General features: G+C 66.5%; 16 protein-coding genes and 1 pseudogene. 13 read left to right on the plus strand and 4 right to left on the minus strand.

Features of this window, described 5'->3' with window-relative positions; genetic code table 11:
• From ASG77_RS06625 to moaA, 3 genes and pseudogenes are all read right to left on the minus strand, one after another.
• A pseudogene (locus ASG77_RS06625) lies at positions 1-200 on the minus strand (HNH endonuclease signature motif containing protein); the annotation flags it as partial.
• Between the two features lie 509 nt (positions 201-709).
• A complete protein-coding gene (locus tag ASG77_RS06635) occupies positions 710-976 on the minus strand; it encodes a MoaD/ThiS family protein (RefSeq protein WP_056342866.1) in 267 nt (88 codons plus the stop codon).
• Positions 977-980: 4 nt separating this feature from the next.
• Positions 981-2195 (minus strand): GTP 3',8-cyclase MoaA, encoded by a 1215-nt coding sequence (gene moaA, locus ASG77_RS06640; RefSeq protein WP_200950681.1) that lies wholly within the window; start codon positions 2193-2195, stop codon positions 981-983.
• Between the two features lie 249 nt (positions 2196-2444).
• Here moaA and ASG77_RS06645 point away from each other — a divergent pair, with 249 nt between their 5' ends.
• The 7 genes from ASG77_RS06645 to ASG77_RS06675 all read left to right on the plus strand — a co-directional run bounded on the left by ASG77_RS06645 (position 2445) and on the right by ASG77_RS06675 (position 8158).
• A complete protein-coding gene (locus ASG77_RS06645; protein ID WP_235564363.1) occupies positions 2445-3986 on the plus strand; it encodes a molybdopterin-dependent oxidoreductase in 1542 nt (513 codons plus the stop codon).
• A gap of 23 nt (positions 3987-4009) precedes the next feature.
• The gene (locus tag ASG77_RS06650) at positions 4010-5311 is read left to right on the plus strand and encodes a molybdopterin molybdotransferase MoeA (protein WP_082575876.1); all 1302 of its coding nucleotides are present in this window, start codon (positions 4010-4012) and stop codon (positions 5309-5311) included.
• Positions 5299-5793: a cyclic pyranopterin monophosphate synthase MoaC gene (gene moaC / locus ASG77_RS06655; protein WP_056342875.1), complete on the plus strand. Its 495-nt coding sequence runs from the start codon at positions 5299-5301 to the stop codon at positions 5791-5793. Before ASG77_RS06650 ends, moaC begins: the two co-directional genes overlap by 13 nt.
• A complete protein-coding gene (locus ASG77_RS06660; protein WP_235564356.1) occupies positions 5790-6359 on the plus strand; it encodes a MogA/MoaB family molybdenum cofactor biosynthesis protein in 570 nt (189 codons plus the stop codon). The genes moaC and ASG77_RS06660 overlap by 4 nt, the downstream gene beginning before the upstream one ends.
• Positions 6349-6810, plus strand: coding sequence for a molybdenum cofactor biosynthesis protein MoaE (locus ASG77_RS06665; RefSeq protein ID WP_056342879.1), 462 nt, complete (start codon positions 6349-6351; stop codon positions 6808-6810). The genes ASG77_RS06660 and ASG77_RS06665 overlap by 11 nt, the downstream gene beginning before the upstream one ends.
• A gap of 94 nt (positions 6811-6904) precedes the next feature.
• Entirely contained in the window at positions 6905-7675 is a 771-nt protein-coding gene (gene dapB, locus ASG77_RS06670) for a 4-hydroxy-tetrahydrodipicolinate reductase (protein ID WP_056342882.1), read from the plus strand.
• Positions 7676-7678: 3 nt separating this feature from the next.
• Positions 7679-8158, plus strand: a complete 480-nt coding sequence (locus tag ASG77_RS06675; RefSeq protein WP_056342885.1) for a hypothetical protein — start codon at positions 7679-7681, stop codon at positions 8156-8158.
• Between the two features lie 51 nt (positions 8159-8209).
• On the opposite strand, the gene ASG77_RS06680 is transcribed toward ASG77_RS06675, so the two are convergent.
• Positions 8210-9445 (minus strand): heparan-alpha-glucosaminide N-acetyltransferase domain-containing protein, encoded by a 1236-nt coding sequence (locus tag ASG77_RS06680; RefSeq protein WP_056342888.1) that lies wholly within the window; start codon positions 9443-9445, stop codon positions 8210-8212.
• A 106-nt stretch (positions 9446-9551) separates the two neighbouring features.
• Between ASG77_RS06680 and ASG77_RS06685 the strand changes: the two genes are divergently transcribed.
• The 6 genes from ASG77_RS06685 (at position 9552) to pgsA (ending at position 17196) form a co-directional block, all read left to right on the plus strand.
• Positions 9552-9980 carry a hypothetical protein gene (locus ASG77_RS06685; protein ID WP_235564357.1) on the plus strand — a complete coding sequence of 143 codons (429 nt, stop codon included), beginning with the start codon at positions 9552-9554 and terminating at the stop codon, positions 9978-9980.
• 4 nt (positions 9981-9984) lie between these two features.
• Positions 9985-10731 (plus strand): carbon-nitrogen hydrolase family protein, encoded by a 747-nt coding sequence (locus ASG77_RS06690; RefSeq protein WP_056342891.1) that lies wholly within the window; start codon positions 9985-9987, stop codon positions 10729-10731.
• 126 nt (positions 10732-10857) lie between these two features.
• A complete protein-coding gene (dapA, locus tag ASG77_RS06695) occupies positions 10858-11766 on the plus strand; it encodes a 4-hydroxy-tetrahydrodipicolinate synthase (RefSeq protein WP_056342894.1) in 909 nt (302 codons plus the stop codon).
• Positions 11767-11807: 41 nt separating this feature from the next.
• Positions 11808-13499, plus strand: coding sequence for a ribonuclease J (locus ASG77_RS06700; protein WP_056342897.1), 1692 nt, complete (start codon positions 11808-11810; stop codon positions 13497-13499).
• Between the two features lie 130 nt (positions 13500-13629).
• Positions 13630-16551 carry an FtsK/SpoIIIE family DNA translocase gene (locus tag ASG77_RS06705; RefSeq protein WP_056343043.1) on the plus strand — a complete coding sequence of 974 codons (2922 nt, stop codon included), beginning with the start codon at positions 13630-13632 and terminating at the stop codon, positions 16549-16551.
• Between the two features lie 9 nt (positions 16552-16560).
• Positions 16561-17196, plus strand: coding sequence for a CDP-diacylglycerol--glycerol-3-phosphate 3-phosphatidyltransferase (pgsA, locus tag ASG77_RS06710; protein WP_056342899.1), 636 nt, complete (start codon positions 16561-16563; stop codon positions 17194-17196).
• Position 17197: the final 1 nt, after the last annotated feature.

Here is a 17197-nt window from a genome sequence, read left to right on the forward strand (position 1 = left end):
GCCAGCCAGACTTTCAGGGCGGCACTTTTCGCGTCCAACCGTGAGATCTCGGCCAGCCCGTCCAGGAAACCATCCGCCACCCGGCGCAGCGGATCAGCACACGGAATCGAGGCATCGGCAGATTCACGGAGCACCACGGCAAGCTCAGCGAAAGACACCGCAAGGGCCTCCGCCGACGCCACAGCCGCTCTGCTATCCATACCCACAGCATCCCAGCAGGGTCCGACAAAAACAGCGAGGACAAACGCCTATGTGGATAATTCTATGATCTTGCCGTCCGCGTCTTTGACGATTTNAGGGCGGCACTTTTCGCGTCCAGCCGTGAGATCTCGGCCAGCCCGTCCAGGAAACCATCCGCCACCCGGCGCAGCGGATCAGCGTCCCCGGAACCGGAGGAATCGGTCCCGCCACGGAGCACCACGGCAAGCTCAGCGAAAGACACCGCAAGGGCCTCCGCCGACGCCACAGCCGCTCTGCTATCCATACCCACAGCATCCCAGCAGGGTCCGACAAAAACAGCGAGGACAAACGCCTATGTGGATAATTCTGAAGCGACGACGTGAGCCCCTTTGGCGATGGGCGGGACTATGCTCCGGCAGCTTCGGCACGAGGCGACGGTTGCGGCCCTCGGCATAGGGGGCCTCACCTGTCCGTTCACGCAAAGGTCTGTAGGGCCTCAACTGTCCGTTCGCGCTGTCGGTGGGGTGGTCTACCCGCCGGCGAACGGAGGCAGCACGTCAACCACATCGCCCGGAGTTAACACAGTCGTGCGGTCCCGGACGGCCACCTCGTTGAGCAGGAAACTGCTCCGGGACAGGATACGTTGCAGGGGAGGAGTGCCGGCCGGGGGCTCGGTTCGGTCCACAGTCAGGACTGCCTGCAGCAGGTCGGCCACTGTGGCCCCCGGCGCGAGATCAAAGAACTCCTCTTCGACCCCAGCGGCAGCGCGTGCGGCAGCGAAGTAACGTACGTTCAAGAATTCAGCCTCCGATGGCGCTCATGCTGCGGTCCGGCTGGACAAAGTCCGCCGCGCCGAGACCTGTGTGGTCCATTCCGTGGGCCTTTGGCTTGACCCACATGGCGTCCTGCCAGCGTTCGGCCAGGGCATCGTCACTGGCTCCCTCCCGCAGCAAACCCAAAAGATCGAATTCTTCACGGGAGAACAGGCAGCTCATGATCTTGCCCTCGGCGGTGATGCGTGTGCGACGGCAGTCGGCGCAGAAGGGCTCCGTGACGGACGCGATGATGCCCACGGTGCCGAGCACCGGCCCGTGGGCTTCCGGCGCCGCCTCCACGCCTTCCGGCCGATGCACGTCAGCGGCAGACACTGGTCCCTCAGTCCCAAGCACCGGCCTGTCGGCTTCCGGCGCAGGCCCCGCGGTCCCGGCCGCCCGGCGTCGTACTTCAAAGCGTTCTGCCGGGGCCCCGTCCCGGGCACGGGGATCGGGACTCAGCACAAAGTCGTGCGAGAGCAGGGCGCGGATCTCGGCCGCGGTGATCATGTTCCGCCGGGTCCAGCCGTGGTCCGCGTCGAGCGGCATCTGCTCGATGAACCGCAGTTCGTAGCCGCGGTCCAGCGCCCACGCGAGCAGGGACGGCGACTCGGTGTCGTTGATGCCCCGCATCAGCACGGCGTTGAGTTTGACGGGGCCAAGCCCCGCGGCCCAGGCGGCATCGACGCCGGCCAGGACACGGTCCAGGAACGGGCGCCGGGTCAGCTTGGTGAAGGTCTCTTCGTGCAGCGAATCCAGTGAGACGTTGATGCGGGTCAGGCCCGCGGCCTTCAGCGCGGCCGCCTTTTTGTCCAGGCCCACGCCGTTGGTGGTCATGGAGATGGGCAGCTCCGGATGATTGCTGCGCAGGGCCGCGATGATGTCAATCAGGTCCGCCCGGACCAGGGGCTCCCCGCCGGTCAGCCGCAGTTCGCGGACACCGAGCAGGTCCACGCCGATGCGGACAATCCGCACAATCTCTTCGGCCGACATCACGGCCTGCTTCGACAGCCATTCAAGCCCCTCGGCCGGCATGCAGTACGTACAGCGCAGGTTGCACTTGTCCGTCAGCGACAGCCTCATGTCCGTGGCCCGGCGTCCGTACTGGTCCAGCAGACCCGGCGGTGTGCCGGCCGGCCGGGCAGGCGGCAGGCCCGGCCCTGCATCCTCCCGGGGTTGTGGCATGCCTAGCTGAACACTCATGAATTCAGGCTACGCCACCTTTACCCCGGGGATCACGCCCATGACGCCCGGGATCCGGTCCATCGCCGGAAGTCCCTCCGAACGGTGGCGAAGTCCGGCGCTGCCGGGGCGCCGCGAACCTATGCTGGAGAGGTGAACAGCTTCCAGCCCCTGCAGGAAACGGCCGACGACGGCGCCACCTCTCCAGGGCGCTCGGGAACCGACGGTGCCGCTCGAGGCAGCCGCCGCTGGGCCGCCGCGTCGGGAGCCGTGGCCGCCGGCGCCGCCGTCGTGATAGGGGAGCTGCTGGCAGGTCTGTTCAGTCCGTCCCTCTCGCCCCTGACGGCAGTAGGCGGAGCCGTGATCGATGCTGTTCCGCCGGGTGTGAAGGACTGGGCCATCTCCCTTTTCGGCACCGCCGACAAAGCGGTGTTCGTGGGCGGGATGCTGCTGGTTATCGCGGCCGTCGGGGCATTGGCCGGGATCCTGGAACAGCGCAGGCGGTTTGCCGGTGTGGCGGTGATTGCTGTTTTTGGACTCGTCGGGCTTAGTGCGGTCCTCACGCGTGCCCAGATGACCTTGGCCGCGGCTGTCGTGGCACTGGCCGCAGCCCTGTCCGGTGCGCTCCTGCTGGGATGGCTGATCCGCCGGCTCCACGAAGGGCCCCCGGCCGGCGCAGCCCGGACAGGTGCCGGGACAGACGCCGCGAACGCGCAAGGTCCCGCGAGGACGGCAACAACCGCCGGGAGGCGCACGTTCCTGCAGGTCTTGGCTGCGAGCGCCGGGGCCACCGCCGTGGGCGGGGTTATGGCAGCAGTCTGGCGAGGTGCCGCAGCAGGAATCAGCACCGCCCGCGAAAAACTGCAACTTCCTGCCGCAGCCTCGCAAGCGCCTGCCATCCCGGCCGGCGCCGAGGTAGGACTGGACGGAATGCAGCCGCTGGTCACACCGAACCGTGACTTCTATCGGATCGACACCGCCCTGATCGTCCCCTCCCTCGATCCCGAATCCTGGGTACTCCGCGTCACCGGGATGGTGGAACAGGAGATTGAACTGAACCTGGCTGATCTGCTGGCCAAACCCCTGGTCGAACGGCACGTCACCATCGCCTGCGTCTCCAACGAAGTGGGCGGAGACCTGATCGGCAACGCCCGCTGGCTCGGCTGGCCCGTGCGGGAACTCCTGGCCCTGGCCCGGCCGCAAGCCGGCGCCGACATGGTGCTGTCCCGAAGCTCCGACGGCTGGACGGCAGGCACCCCGCTCGAAGTCCTCACAGATCAGCGGGACGCCCTGCTCGCGGTAGGGATGAACGGCGAACCGCTGCCGTTGGAACACGGCTTCCCGGTCCGGATGATCGTGCCAGGCCTCTACGGCTACGTTTCCGCGACCAAATGGCTCACTGAACTCCGCGTCACCAGGTTCGCGGACGACGTCGGCTATTGGACGCCGCGCGGCTGGTCCGACCGCGGCCCCATCAAGACGTCCTCGCGGATCGATGTGCCCCGCACCGGCCGGCGGGTGGGTGCCGGAACGGTCATGTTCGGCGGTGTGGCCTGGGCACAGCACACCGGGATCGGCAGGGTGGAACTCCGCGTCAACCGCGGTCAGTGGCAGGCGGCCCGCCTCGCACCCGGGATTTCGCTGGACACCTGGTACCAGTGGCAGCTTGGCATCGAGCTGACGCCGGGCCAGTACGAGGTCCAGGTCCGCGCCACGGACGTCAGCGGCGAGCCGCAGGTGGAGGAACGCCGGCCGGTTGCTCCCGACGGGGCCACCGGCTTCCACACGATTAGAGTTGACGTGAATCCATGACGGCCCGGACCGAAGGCAGGACCATGCACAGCCCTCCGCACCAGCACGGCCACACCGCGAACAGCAGCGAGCACGTCCAGGCCGGGCACAGCCATACTGAGCACAGCCACACGCCCCACCAGGCACGGTCCGTGGCCCTGCACCGCGCCGCCGTCACCGAACTGCTGAAGCCCCTGCTCGTCCAGGCACGGACGCAGACGCTGGCACTTCGCGACGCGCTGGGCAGGGGCCTGGCCCAGGACGTGTTGGCCCCCTTGAGCCTCCCGCCGTTCGCCAATTCCCAAATGGACGGCTTTTCCGTCAACAGCCTGGACGTGCCCGACGGCGGTGCGGAGCTGCCTGTCGTTGTCCCCGTTCCGGCAGGTGCCGTGCCGGCGGCCCTGGACCGTGGCACTGCCGCCCCCATCATGACGGGAGCGATGATTCCCGCCGGTGCTGACGCCGTCGTGCCCGTGGAACGTGCCGTTCCGGACCGGTTCCCCGCCCCGGGGGAAACCACCACTGTGTGGTTGCCGGCGACGGCTGCCGGCACCTTCGTGCGGTCGGCCGGGAGCGATATTGCAGTGGGGGAGCGGGCGCTGGCCGCGGGAACCTTTCTTGGCCCGGCACAGCTGGGGCTGCTGGCGGCCCTGGGGATCGCCGAGGTCACTGTGCGCAGGCCGGTGACCGTCCTCCTGGCAACCACGGGCGACGAAGTGGTGGAACCCGGCCAGCCCCTGCCGGCCGGCAAGATCTACGATTCCAACGGAACCCTCCTCGAAAGTGCCATGCGGCAGGCGGGCCTGGCCGTGGTGCGCACGGTCATCGCCTCGGACCATCCTGACGAATTCCGCACACTGCTGCGCAGCCATGCAGGCACTGTGGACCTGATCGTCACTACGGGCGGGGTCAGCAAGGGAGCCTACGAAGTGGTCCGCCAGGCCATGGAGGGCCAAGCCGCCGAGTTCCTGCATGTCGCCATGCAGCCCGGCGGTCCGCAGGGCATCGGGACGTTCGACGGTGTGCCCTTCCTGGGATTCCCGGGAAATCCCGTTAGCTGCCTGGTTTCCTTCGAAATGTTCCTGCGGCCCGTGCTGGCCGAACTCTTTGGATCGCCTGCACCGCGGATCCCGGTCCGCGCACGGCTGGGCCACAGCCTTTCGTCGCCTGAACACAAGCATCAGATCCGGCGCGGAACCCTCCAGGGGAACGGAACCGTCCGCCTGGAAGGGGGCGAAAGCTCCCACCTCATGCATGCCCTCGCCGGCTCCAACGCGCTGGTGCACGTGCCCGTGGGGGTCTCGGCGCTCGCTGAGGGTGACGAGGTGGAAGTATGGATGCTGTGAATCCAGAACATAACCCCACCGCGCTGACCCATCTCCGCCAGGACGGCAGCGCCCAGATGGTGGACGTGTCCGCGAAAGCCGAAACCACGCGGGAAGCCACCGCCACTGCCACCGTCCGCACCACTGACGAAGTGCTGCGCCTGCTTGGATCCGGCGGCCTACCCAAGGGTGATGCCCTGGCCGTGGCGCGTGTTGCCGGCATCATGGCGGCAAAAAAGACCCCTGAACTCATCCCGCTCTGCCATCCCTTGCCGCTCTCGAAAGTCACCGTGGACTTCGAACTCGGGGCCGATTCCGTGGCGATCCTGGCCACGGTCAAGACCCGCGGGGTCACCGGGGTGGAGATGGAAGCGCTCACGGCGGCCTCCGTGGCTGCCCTCAGCGTGTACGACATGATCAAGGCCGTCGACAAACACGCCGTGCTGACCGACATCAAAGTGCTGGCGAAAAGCGGCGGCAAGAGCGGGGACTGGACACTATGAGCACCGAGAGCACTTACCCGGCTGAGCCAGGCACGGAGCCGTACACGCCGCAACCTCACCTGCCGGAGCCGCACACGCACGGCGAGGTGCAGGGGCGGAAGGCCGGGGTTGTCATTGCCTCCACGCGCGCCGCCGCAGGCATCTACGAGGATGAAACCGGGCCCGTCATTATCGACTGGCTCACCGAGCACGGCTTCGAAGCGTACCCCGCCATGGTGGTGCCGGACGGCGAGCCTGTCGGCGCGGCGATCCGGGCCCTCCTCACCCAGCATCCGGCCGTCGTGATCACCAGCGGCGGGACCGGGCTCAGCCCGGACGACCGCACACCCGACGTCACCCTGCCCCTTCTGGACCGGGAAATCCCGGGCATCATGGAGGCCATCCGGCGCGAAGGCGCAGCCAAGACGCCGCTCGCCGCGCTCAGCCGCGGGCACGCCGGAGCGGCCAGGCAGACGTTCATCATTAACCTGCCCGGCTCACCCAAGGGCGTTATGGACGGCCTGTCGGTGCTGGACCCGTTGATCGGGCACCTGTGCGACCAGCTGGAGGGCGGCCATGGCCACTGAACCGGTCTTCGAAGTGGTCCACGCCGTGCTGAGCGCCGAACCCATCTCAGTCGATCAGGCGATCGCTGCGGTGGAATCTGACACCGCAGGGGCCGTGGTCAGTTTCAGCGGAGTGGTGAGGAATCACGACGTCGGCAAGGCAGTGGAGCGGCTCAGTTACAGTGCGCACCCCACGGCTCACCAGGTGATGGCCGACGTCGTCGCCCGCCTGGCAGCCGAACATGCCGGCGACGGGACCGCCACGCAGCCCGTGCGGATCTGGGCCGCCCACCGCATCGGCATGCTGGAAATCGGAGATCCGGCGCTGGTCTGTGCGGTCTCCGCGGCGCACCGCGGACAGGCCTTTGCCGTGTGTTCCGAACTCGTGGACCGCATCAAGGAGCAGGTTCCCATCTGGAAGGAACAGTTCTTCGCCGACGGCACGGTGGAGTGGGTGGGCGCAGGCAGCTGAGCACCACTGGCTTCCCTTCGCCTGCCTGTGGCTGCGAGGTAACGCACAGCCTCCGGTTCAATCCCGCACCCGGCCCGACGGTAGGGTTAACGGCATGACCGAACAACTCTCCGCGCCCACCCGCGTGGCTGTCCTGGGCGCCAACGGGCGCATGGGCGCCGAAGCCGTAAAGGCCGTTGAAGCTGCCTCCGACCTGATGCTCGTAGCCGCCCTGGGACGCGGCGACTCGCTGGACCAGCTCGCCACTTCGGGTGCCGACATCGTGGTGGACCTAACCGTCCCCGAGAGCACGGAAGCGAACGTGCGCTACGCCGTCGAGCATGGCATGCACGCCGTCGTGGGAACCACCGGCTGGGATTCCACACGGCTCGCCGCCCTGGAAGCATTGCTCGCGGAGCACCCGGAAACCGGAGTGCTGATCGCCCCCAACTTTGCCCTCGGCTCCGTGCTGGCCTCAGCCTTCGCTGCCAAGGCTTCCAAATATTTCGAGTCCGTGGAAATCATCGAACTGCACCACCCGGAAAAGGTTGATGCGCCGTCCGGGACCGCTGTGCGCACCGCCCAGCTCATTGCAGCCGAGCGCAAGGCTGCGGACGTTCCGCCCAGTCCTGACGCGACCACCAGCGAACTCGCTGGCGCGCGGGGTTGCGACGTTGAAGGAGTCCGCATTCACAGCGTCCGGCTGCGCGGGCTGGTGGCCCACCAGGAGGTGCTGCTTGGCGGTCCGGGGGAGCAGCTGACCTTCCGCCACGATTCCTTTGACCGTGCTTCCTTTATGCCCGGCGTGCTGCTTGGCGTGCGCAACGTCGCCGCGCATCCGGGACTGACGGTGGGCCTGGACGGCTACCTGGACCTGGGGCTCTAGGCCGTGGGCGAGTTCCTGGCTGCGTTCCGGAAGAACCGCACCAAGATCTGGGTGGGTGCCGTCACGCTCCTGCTGGTCTTCTACCTGGTGGTGTCATTCCAGCGCTCCGTGCTCCTGCTGGTGGACAGCAGCCCCGCCGCCAAGGCCATCGGAGCTGCCTACCTGGTCCTCCCGGCCATCGGCGCCTGGGCCATGATCCGTGAACTGCTCTTCGGTGCGCGCACGGAACAGATGGCCAAGGTCCTCGAGGCCGAAGGCGGGCTCCCGGTAGACGAACTTCCGCGCACACCCGCCGGCCGGATCGTCCGCTCCGCGGCGGATCTGGAATTCGAAAAGTACAAGGCCGAAGCTGAGGCTGCGCCCGGCGACTGGCGTTCGTGGTTCCGGCTCAGCTGCGCCTATGACGCTGCCGGGGACCGCAAGCGCGCCCGCGCCTCCATGCGCGACGCCGTAAAGCTGTTCCGCGGCCAGGTTCCGGCGTAGGAGCCTGCTCTCCGCGACTACTCTCGGCGGCGGCAGGTCAATGGCGGCAGGCTAGCGCAGGCCGGCTCGTCCGCCGCGACCCAGTTGGTTGGCGGCATGGCCTACCAGTTCCAGTGGCCCCCGCCATTTCTGGAGGACAAACACGATGCCCACGGCGATGGCCGTCGCGGCATGTGCCCAGTACATTCCCGCCTCGGTCCAGCCGGCGGGCAGCGGCTTCAGGTAGAACGACGAAACCACCCACACATGCGCTGAGTAGAGCGTGAGCGTCATTGCCCCCGCGCCGCGCAGCGGCAGCAACAGGTCCAGGTCCAGCCAGTCAGCCAGCCTGCCGAGCAGGAGGAACACACCCACAACGGCGGCCGCCACGCCGCAGGTGTGAAGCAGATCCAGCATGGTGGCCGAATGCGGTGCCGCGGCCGCCAGCCACCACCAGGATCCTTCCTGCGGGATTCCCGTGAGGTTGACCTGGAGGACACTGTCCAGCGGGTATCCGGGGGCGTTCAGGACTGCCTCCAGCGCGGCACGGCCGCCCCAGTTCTCCATTGCGGCCGTGCCCAAAGCCTTGGCCAGTGCGGCCACCGCAGTCCCGCCGGCGAGCAGCAGGACAGGAACCATCGCCTTGGTGAGGGCCAGTCGGCCAATGACCAGGCCCACCAACAGGTACGACAGCCACTGGAACACCGGGTAGTAGCCGGTCAGGAACAGGTCTCCCAGCAGAGGAAAGGGCGTCGAGAGGTCTTCCCATGACGGGTTATGCCCCAGGTTCAGGGGCGGATTGGCTGCCATAAGCCAGGGTCGGAGCAGATATGCGAGCACCGGGGAAACCACGATCCAGCCGGCGGCCCAGGCGCACAGGGCCTTCAGCTTCAGGCCCAGGAACGGCAGGATGCACAGGAACAGCAGCGCGTAGTGGACCAGGATGATCGCAAGGTTCACTTCCAGCCCGCCCAAAGAGAGCCCGACGGCGGCAATCACCAGGGCGCGCAGTGCGATGCCGCGGCGGGCTGCGTTCAGGGCAACACCTTCCGGAGGTACCTGTTTTCCGGTGGACAGCGCCAGGCCCACGCCCGCCAACACGGCGAAGAGGGCTGCCGCGCGGCCGGAGAAGGTCAGGCCGATCCACGTGGGAGTGAGGTCGGCGTTTGCCTCGAAGGTGGGGAGCAGGTGTGTGGCCATCATGCCTAGGAGTGCCAGCCCCCTGGCTGCGTCAATACCGCGGAGGCGGCCCACGGCCTGTGAGGTTCGAGGCACCCGCGAGGGTCTTGCCGGGGCACGGGACGTCATGAGGCGATGTTCTCACACCAACCTTTGTGGCAGCAGTCAAGAGCCAGCCGGAAACACGGTCTTGTAGACCTTGTGTTCGAATATATGTTCGAATAATATGGACACCATGCAAACCCCATCCCAGCCGCGACCGTTTCCGGAATCCTCAACCGTCGGCGGATCGGTGCGCCCCGCGCGGGATGCCCAGGACCCCGGCTCGGCACAGCCTGTTGGACTGATGAAAGCGATGAGCCCGGGAGTGGTGGACTTCCTCTTCCGTCAGCTCGTGGAAGGTCGGCCCCCTGTGGACATCCAGTGGCAGGACGAAGGCGTCACACTCACCGCCCAGCCAGCGGGGGCAGAACTGGCCCGCAGATTGGCCGACACCGACTTGGACGCGCTGACGCCTACGGAACTGTTCCACTACGTCCGGGCGGCCCAGCGGCTCGCGGCCTGGGCTGAGGGGCTGCGGGAGGCTGCGGTGGACCGGTACTGCCAGCCAGGGAAGCCGCAGGATGGCGTGGTTCCCTCGGCTAGGCGCGCATCTCTAGGATAAAGGGGTGACTGATGCCCTGACCGTCTCTGCCGTGCAGTACCAGGCGCTGGAAGGCGGGATTATCCCGAACGTGCAAGAACACGTCCGGCTGATCGAGGATGCCGAATCCCACGGTGCCCGGCTGGTGGTGTTCCCTGAGCTGTCGTTGACGGGGTACAACCTGGCCCTACTGGCCGCTGACGGTTCGTGGCTTCAACGCGACGATCCACGCTTGGCCGATCTCCACGAAATCTGTCGCCGGACCGGGATCACTGTGGTGGCAGGTGCCGCCTATCGGGAACCTGACGGCACGCCGCGGCTCGCCAGCCTCGTGATCCACCCCGACGGCACCACCGAACTCGGCTTCAAAACCCACCTCCACGGCCCGGAGCGGGACGTCTTCGCCGCGGGCGACGGTGCACTCATGATCGAGTTGGATGGCTGGAATATAGCGCTGGCCATCTGCTTTGACGCCGCGGTTCCGTCCCACTCCACCGGGGCAGCTCAGGCCGGCGCCGATATCTACGCCGTTTCGGCCCTTTACACGCAGGCGGAAGAACGGCGGCTTGGCCTGCATCTCGGAGCCAGGGCCATGGACAACCGGATGTTCGCTATCCTGGCAAACCTCGGCGGATCCACCTCGCTGGGTCCCTCCTGCGGCCTGAGCGGGTTCTGGGGACCGGACGGGTTCGAGCTGAAAAAGGCGGCCGGAACCGGCACTGAAGTAGTCACCGCCATCCTGCAGCGGAGTGCCTTGCGGAAATTCCGCTGACCCCGCGGGAGCCGATCTGCAGTGCGTGCTGACCCGCAGTTCGTGGGGCATGGCAGCCCGCCAGTTGACGCGGATCACGCCGCCCCCATTGTCCTAACCAGCCGCCGACAGGGTAACGTTTTTTCCATGCCTCACAAATCCGCCACCGCTCCTGCCCTTGGTACGCTCCTGACCGCCATGGTCACGCCCTTCACCAAGGATGGCGCCGTGGACTACAAGCAGGCAGCCGAACTGGCCACCAAGCTCGTGGACGATGGCTGTGACGGCCTCGTCGTCACCGGGACCACCGGCGAAACATCCACCCTTTCGGATGAAGAAAACCTTGGCATGTTCCGCGCTGTCAAGGAAGCCGTGGGAGACCGCGCCGCCATCATCGCCGGCACCGGGACGAACGACACCGCACACTCGGTGCACCTCTCCCAGCAGGCCGCAGCGCTCGGCGTCGACGGCCTGCTGCTCGTCACGCCGTACTACAACAAGCCCAGCCAGGCGGGCGTCCGCGCACACTTCGAGACCGTCGCGTCCGCAACCGATGTGCCCGTAATGCTCTACGACATTCCGGGCCGCTCCTCCATCGCCATCGAACCCGAAACCATGATCAGCTTGGCGAAGCACCCGAACATCGTCGCCGTTAAGGATGCCAAAGCCGATTTCATGGCAGCCAGCCGCGTGATGGCAGAGACGGACCTGTACTTCTACTCCGGCGACGACGGACTGATCCTTCCATGGATGTCCTTGGGCGCCGTCGGACTTGTGGGTGTGACAACCCACGTCGCAACGCGCCGGTTCCGAGAACTGATCGACGCCATCAACGCGAACGACCTCGAAACCGCGCGTAAGATCAACTTCGAGCTGCTGCCCGTCGTGAGGGCAACGATGACCCGCGTCCAGGGAGCCGTTGCAGCCAAACAAATTCTTAAATGGCAGGGAGTCCTGCCCAACTCGATTGTCCGTTTGCCCCTCGTGGAGCCGGACGAAGCCGAGATCGTATCCATCCGCGAGGATTTGGCGGAAGCGGGGCTGGTCTTTCCCTGAGGGCTAAGACCGGCACCCTTCCGCCTGGAAAGTAGTGCACTATGACCCAAACCGCCCTTCCCGGCCTTGTCACGCCTCCACGCCTGCCGCAAGGCACCCTCCGGATCGTTCCGCTGGGCGGACTGGGGGAGATCGGCCGGAACATGGCCGTGTTCGAAATCGACGGAAAACTGCTCATCGTGGACTGTGGTGTCCTCTTCCCGGAGGAGACCCAGCCCGGCGTTGACCTGATCCTGCCCGATTTCTCCTACATCGAGAACCGACTCGACGACATCGTGGCCGTTGTCCTGACCCACGGCCACGAGGACCACATCGGCGCCGTTCCCTACCTCCTGCGGCTGCGCGCCGACATCCCCCTGGTGGGCTCACAGCTGACCCTGGCGCTCATCGAGGCCAAGCTGCAGGAACACCGGATCCGTCCGTACACGATGACCGTTGAAGAGGGCCAGGTCGAAAAGTTTGGCCCCTTCGAATGCGAGTTTGTCGCGGTCAACCACTCGATCCCCGACGCTTTGGCAGTGTTCATCCGCACGGCCGGCGGCACCGTCCTGCACACGGGCGACTTCAAGATGGACCAGCTGCCCCTGGACGGCCGGATCACCGACCTCCGGCACTTCGCCAAGCTGGGTGAAGAGGGCGTTGACCTCTTTATGTCCGACTCCACCAACGCCGACGTGCCGGGCTTCACCACCGCCGAGAAAGAAATCGGCCCCACGCTGGAACGGCTGTTCGGCCAGGCCACCAAGCGGATCATCGTGGCGTCCTTCTCCTCGCACGTCCACCGCGTCCAGCAGGTGCTCGACGCCGCCGCCAAGCACAACCGCAAGGTGGCCTTCGTGGGCCGCTCCATGGTCCGGAACATGGCCATAGCCGCCAAGCTCGGCTATCTCGACGTTCCCGACGGCCTCCTCGTGGACATCAAGAACATCGACAACATGCCGGACAACCGCGTGGTCCTGATGTCCACAGGTTCCCAGGGCGAACCGATGGCCGCGCTGTCCCGCATGGCCAACGGCGACCACCGTGTAGTGGTGGGGGACGGCGACACCGTGATCCTGGCCTCCAGCCTCATCCCGGGCAACGAAAACGCCGTCTTCCGCATCATCAACGGGCTGCTTAAGCTCGGCGCGGACGTCATCCACAAGGGCAACGCTAAGGTGCACGTCTCCGGACACGCAGCCGCCGGCGAGCTGCTCTACTGCTACAACATCCTTGAGCCGCTCAACGCCATGCCAGTGCACGGCGAGACCCGCCACCTGATCGCCAACGGCAAGATCGCCATCGAGTCCGGCGTCCCCACCGCCAGCGTCATCCTTGCCGACAACGGCACCGTGATCGACCTCAAGGACCACCGCGCAGACGTGGTGGGCCAGGTTGAAGTGGGCTTTGTCTACGTGGACGGCTCCAGCGTCGGCGAAGTCACGGAAGCGGACCTCAAAGACCGTCAGACGCTTGGCGATGAAGGCTTCATCTCCATCATCACCGTCATCAACCGCACCACCGGCAAGGTGGTCTCCGGACCCGAGATCCACGCCCGCGGCGTGGCCGAGGACGATTCGGTCTTCGACGAGATCATCCCCAAGATCAACGCCGCACTGGAAGAAGCCGTGCTCAACCGCACGGACCACACCACCCACCAGCTACAGCAGGTTGTCCGCCGAGTTGTCGGCACCTGGGTCAACCGCAAGCTGCGCCGCAAGCCCATGATCATCCCGGTGGTCCTCGAGGCGTAACAGCCCCGAAGGCAAGCGGAATGGCAAAGGCCCGGTTCTTGTGGAACCGGGCCTTTCCCATCCGCAACATGAGGCCGGGAACAGCCGGAAATCCGCGGAAAACCGCCCCAGTTCCGGTACCGTGGCACGTATGGCCACTCGTACCACTCCCCCGCCCCGAGGCGCCACTGGCGGCAAATCCAGCGCCAAATCCGGCAGCTCGGCGGGCCGCGGTGCAGGCGCCACAGGGTCCAGCCGCACCGGCGGCCGGGCCGGTTCATCGGCGGGCACCGCACGCACCCGCCAGCTTCCCGCCGTCGAACAGCGGCAGCCCTGGCTCCTGCGCGTTGTCGGCGGCGCCTGGTTAGGCGTGGGCCATCTGGTCGGCGGCGGAGTCCGCAGGATCGGCTCCGATGTCAGTGACCTGCCGGCGGACGAACGCCGTGACGGCGCTGCCCTGTTCAACCTTGCCCTGGGCATCTTCATAGCCACCTTCGCCTGGTGGGGAATGACCGGCTGGTTCCCCGACGCCGTCTACAGCGTGGTCAACGGCACCTTCGGCTGGATGTCGCTGCTTTTGCCGCTGATGCTTTTTGCGTGCGCCTTCCGGCTCTTCCGGCAGCCCGACGACGGCCGGGGAAACAACCGGGTGGGCATCGGTTTCCTCATCATGACCTTTGCGGGCTGCGGCCTTGCCCACGTGGTGGGAGGGCAGCCCACCGTTGCCGAAGGCTTCGACGGCCTCCGCCAGGCCGGCGGCATGCTCGGCTTCCTGGCAGCCTCACCCCTCGCGGCCATCCACGCGGCGGTGCCCGTGGCGGTCTACGGCCTGCTGGCCTTCGTCTCGCTGCTCATCATTACCGCCACCCCCTTCGGGGCCATTCCACGCCGCCTGCGGGGTGCCTATGAGCATCTGATGGGCCTGGATCTGCAGGAACCCGGCGACGACGGGGACAGCCACGACCGCAGCTACCTCGAGGAATCGAAGGCAACCCCGGCGCCGCGGAAGAAGAAGCGGCGTTTCTTCGGCAAGGACGACGAGTCCGACGCCGGGCTGGAAGGCTATGTGGGCGACGAAGCCTTTGAGCACGCCGTCATCGACGACGACGAGACCGACGCAAAGTCGGGCCGCGGACCGCGTCCCGCTCCCGGCGTGCGCCGCCCCACCCAGGCGGAAATCGCCGTCGAAAAAATCAAAGCGGCCCAGGGCCTCGGCACTGCAGGGAAGGCTCCGGCAGAGGACAACGCCACCGAGGCCATCCCGCTGGTCACACCCGGGATGGTGGCCGCGGGCTCACTCAACGCGGCACCCGCCGCCGCTGCGCAGGTGCCGGCCAAGCCCGTCACGCCCATGCCCCTTCCGGCTCCTATTCCGCAGCGGACCGAGCAACTCTCACTGGCGGGCGACGTCACCTACACCCTGCCGCCGTCGGACGTTCTGACCCCGGGCTCCATTCCCAAAGAGCGCACGGAGGCCAACGACGCGATCGTGGCTTCCCTGACCGAGACCCTCAACCAGTTCAACGTGGAAGCGCAGGTCACCGGCTTCAGCCGCGGACCCACCGTCACGCGGTACGAGATTGAGCTGTCCCCGGGCACCAAGGTGGAGCGCGTCACCGCCCTGTCCAAGAACATCTCCTACGCAGTGGCTTCCAGCGACGTCCGGATCCTCAGCCCCATCCCGGGCAAGTCCGCCATCGGTATCGAGATCCCCAATACGGACCGCGAAACCGTCTCCCTCGGTGACGTCCTCCGCAGCCAGAACGCCCGCCGGACCGACCACCCCATGGTGATGGGCGTCGGCAAGGACGTCGAAGGCGGTTATGTCGTGGCGAACCTCGCCAAAATGCCCCACCTGCTCGTCGCAGGTGCCACCGGCGCCGGTAAGTCCTCGTTCGTGAACTCCATGATCACGTCTATCCTCATGCGGGCAACGCCGGACGAGGTCCGCATGGTCATGGTGGACCCCAAGCGTGTGGAACTGACCGCCTACGAAGGCGTCCCGCACCTCATCACTCCCATCATCACCAACCCGAAGAAGGCTGCGGAGGCCCTGCAGTGGGTCGTCCGCGAAATGGATGCGCGTTACGACGACCTCGCCAACTACGGGTTCAAGCACATCGATGACTTCAACAAGGCAGTCCGCGCCGGCAAGGTCCAGCCTCCCGTGGACTCCAAGCGCGTCATCCGGCCCTACCCGTACCTGCTGGTGATTGTCGACGAGCTCGCCGACCTGATGATGGTGGCCCCGCGCGACGTCGAAGACTCCATCGTCCGCATCACCCAGCTGGCCCGTGCCGCCGGCATCCACCTGGTCCTGGCCACCCAGCGGCCCTCCGTGGACGTCGTCACCGGCCTGATCAAGGCCAACGTGCCTTCCCGGATGGCCTTCGCCACGTCCTCCGTCACGGACTCCCGCGTGGTCCTTGACCAGCCCGGGGCCGAAAAGCTCATCGGCCAGGGTGATGCGCTGTTCCTGCCGATGGGTGCCTCCAAGGCCATGCGTGTCCAGGGCGCCTGGGTCACGGAGTCTGAAATCCACAAGGTGGTGGAACACGTCAAGGGCCAGCTCAAGGTCGACTACCGCCACGATGTCGCCCCCGAAGCGCCAAAAAAGCAGATCGACGACGATATCGGGGACGACCTCGAAGTGCTGCTTTCGGCTACCGAACTGGTGGTCACCACACAATTCGGTTCGACGTCGATGCTCCAGCGCAAGCTCCGGGTGGGCTTCGCCAAGGCCGGACGGCTAATGGACCTCCTGGAGTCCAGGGGAGTGGTTGGCCCCTCCGAAGGGTCCAAGGCACGCGACGTCCTGGTGAAGCCGGACGACCTCGCGTCCGTGCTGGCAGCCATGAAGGGCCAGGACGCGCCGGCCGTTGCTGATTCACAGACGGCAGCGCTCAGCGACAACGCCAACGCCAACATTGCCCAGGGCGGTTATGCGGAGGACCTCGTGCAGGCGGACCTGGACCAGCGCAACCAGAAGGTTGAGTACTTCGACGGCGCCGACGGCACCTCGGGCGACGACGAGGACGGTTCCGAAGACGCTTGGTCACTCACCGGACGGTAGCCTAGGAGTGTGACTAGCACCGAAGCAACTGCCGCCGGCTCCAGCAGCCCAGGAATCTGGAATCTTCCCAACATCCTGACCATGCTGCGCATCGCCCTGGTGCCGTTCTTCGTCTGGTTCCTCCTCGCCGATGCCCCCGGGCTGGACAGCGAGTCCGGGCCGTGGCGCTGGGCCGCGGTGGTGGCGTTCGCCGTCGCCATCTACACCGACAAGCTCGACGGCGACATCGCCAGGAGCCGCGGCCTCGTCACCAATTTCGGCAAAATTGCCGACCCCATCGCCGACAAGCTCCTCATCGGCTCAGCCCTGGTGATGCTGTCCATCCTGAATGAACTGCCGTGGTGGGTCACCATCGTCATCCTCGTCAGGGAATGGGGCATCACCGCCCTTCGTTTCTTTGTCATCCGGTACGGTGTCATCCCGGCCTCGCGCGGGGGCAAGCTCAAGACTGTCGTTCAGACGGCAGCGATCTTCCTGTATCTCCTGCCCCTCGGCGCGCTGGCGCCGTGGCTTGTCTGGGTGGCTTTCGCCGTCATGATCGTGGCTGTCCTGATCACGGTATGGACCGGCGTCGAATACGTCATTGAAGCCCTGCGCATCCGGTCACAGGGCAAACGGGCCGGAAAAACTACAGCTGGCAACTAGG

The organism is Arthrobacter sp. Soil762 (assembly GCF_001428335.1).
Classification (GTDB): domain Bacteria; phylum Actinomycetota; class Actinomycetes; order Actinomycetales; family Micrococcaceae; genus Arthrobacter.

What these genes read in the sequence shown, in the direction of transcription:
- ASG77_RS06665 (WP_056342879.1), top strand. Translation starts at nt 6,349, where the DNA reads ATGGCCACTGAACCGGTCTTCGAAGTGGTCCACGCCGTGCTGAGCGCC.
- ASG77_RS06650 (WP_082575876.1), top strand. Translation starts at nt 4,010, where the DNA reads ATGCACAGCCCTCCGCACCAGCACGGCCACACCGCGAACAGCAGCGAG.
- moaC (WP_056342875.1), top strand. Translation starts at nt 5,299, where the DNA reads ATGGATGCTGTGAATCCAGAACATAACCCCACCGCGCTGACCCATCTC.
- ASG77_RS06680 (WP_056342888.1), bottom strand. Translation starts at nt 9,445, where the DNA reads ATGACGTCCCGTGCCCCGGCAAGACCCTCGCGGGTGCCTCGAACCTCA.
- dapA (WP_056342894.1), top strand. Translation starts at nt 10,858, where the DNA reads ATGCCTCACAAATCCGCCACCGCTCCTGCCCTTGGTACGCTCCTGACC.
- moaA (WP_200950681.1), bottom strand. Translation starts at nt 2,195, where the DNA reads ATGAGTGTTCAGCTAGGCATGCCACAACCCCGGGAGGATGCAGGGCCG.
- ASG77_RS06660 (WP_235564356.1), top strand. Translation starts at nt 5,790, where the DNA reads ATGAGCACCGAGAGCACTTACCCGGCTGAGCCAGGCACGGAGCCGTAC.
- ASG77_RS06700 (WP_056342897.1), top strand. Translation starts at nt 11,808, where the DNA reads ATGACCCAAACCGCCCTTCCCGGCCTTGTCACGCCTCCACGCCTGCCG.
- ASG77_RS06685 (WP_235564357.1), top strand. Translation starts at nt 9,552, where the DNA reads ATGCAAACCCCATCCCAGCCGCGACCGTTTCCGGAATCCTCAACCGTC.
- ASG77_RS06705 (WP_056343043.1), top strand. Translation starts at nt 13,630, where the DNA reads ATGGCCACTCGTACCACTCCCCCGCCCCGAGGCGCCACTGGCGGCAAA.
- dapB (WP_056342882.1), top strand. Translation starts at nt 6,905, where the DNA reads ATGACCGAACAACTCTCCGCGCCCACCCGCGTGGCTGTCCTGGGCGCC.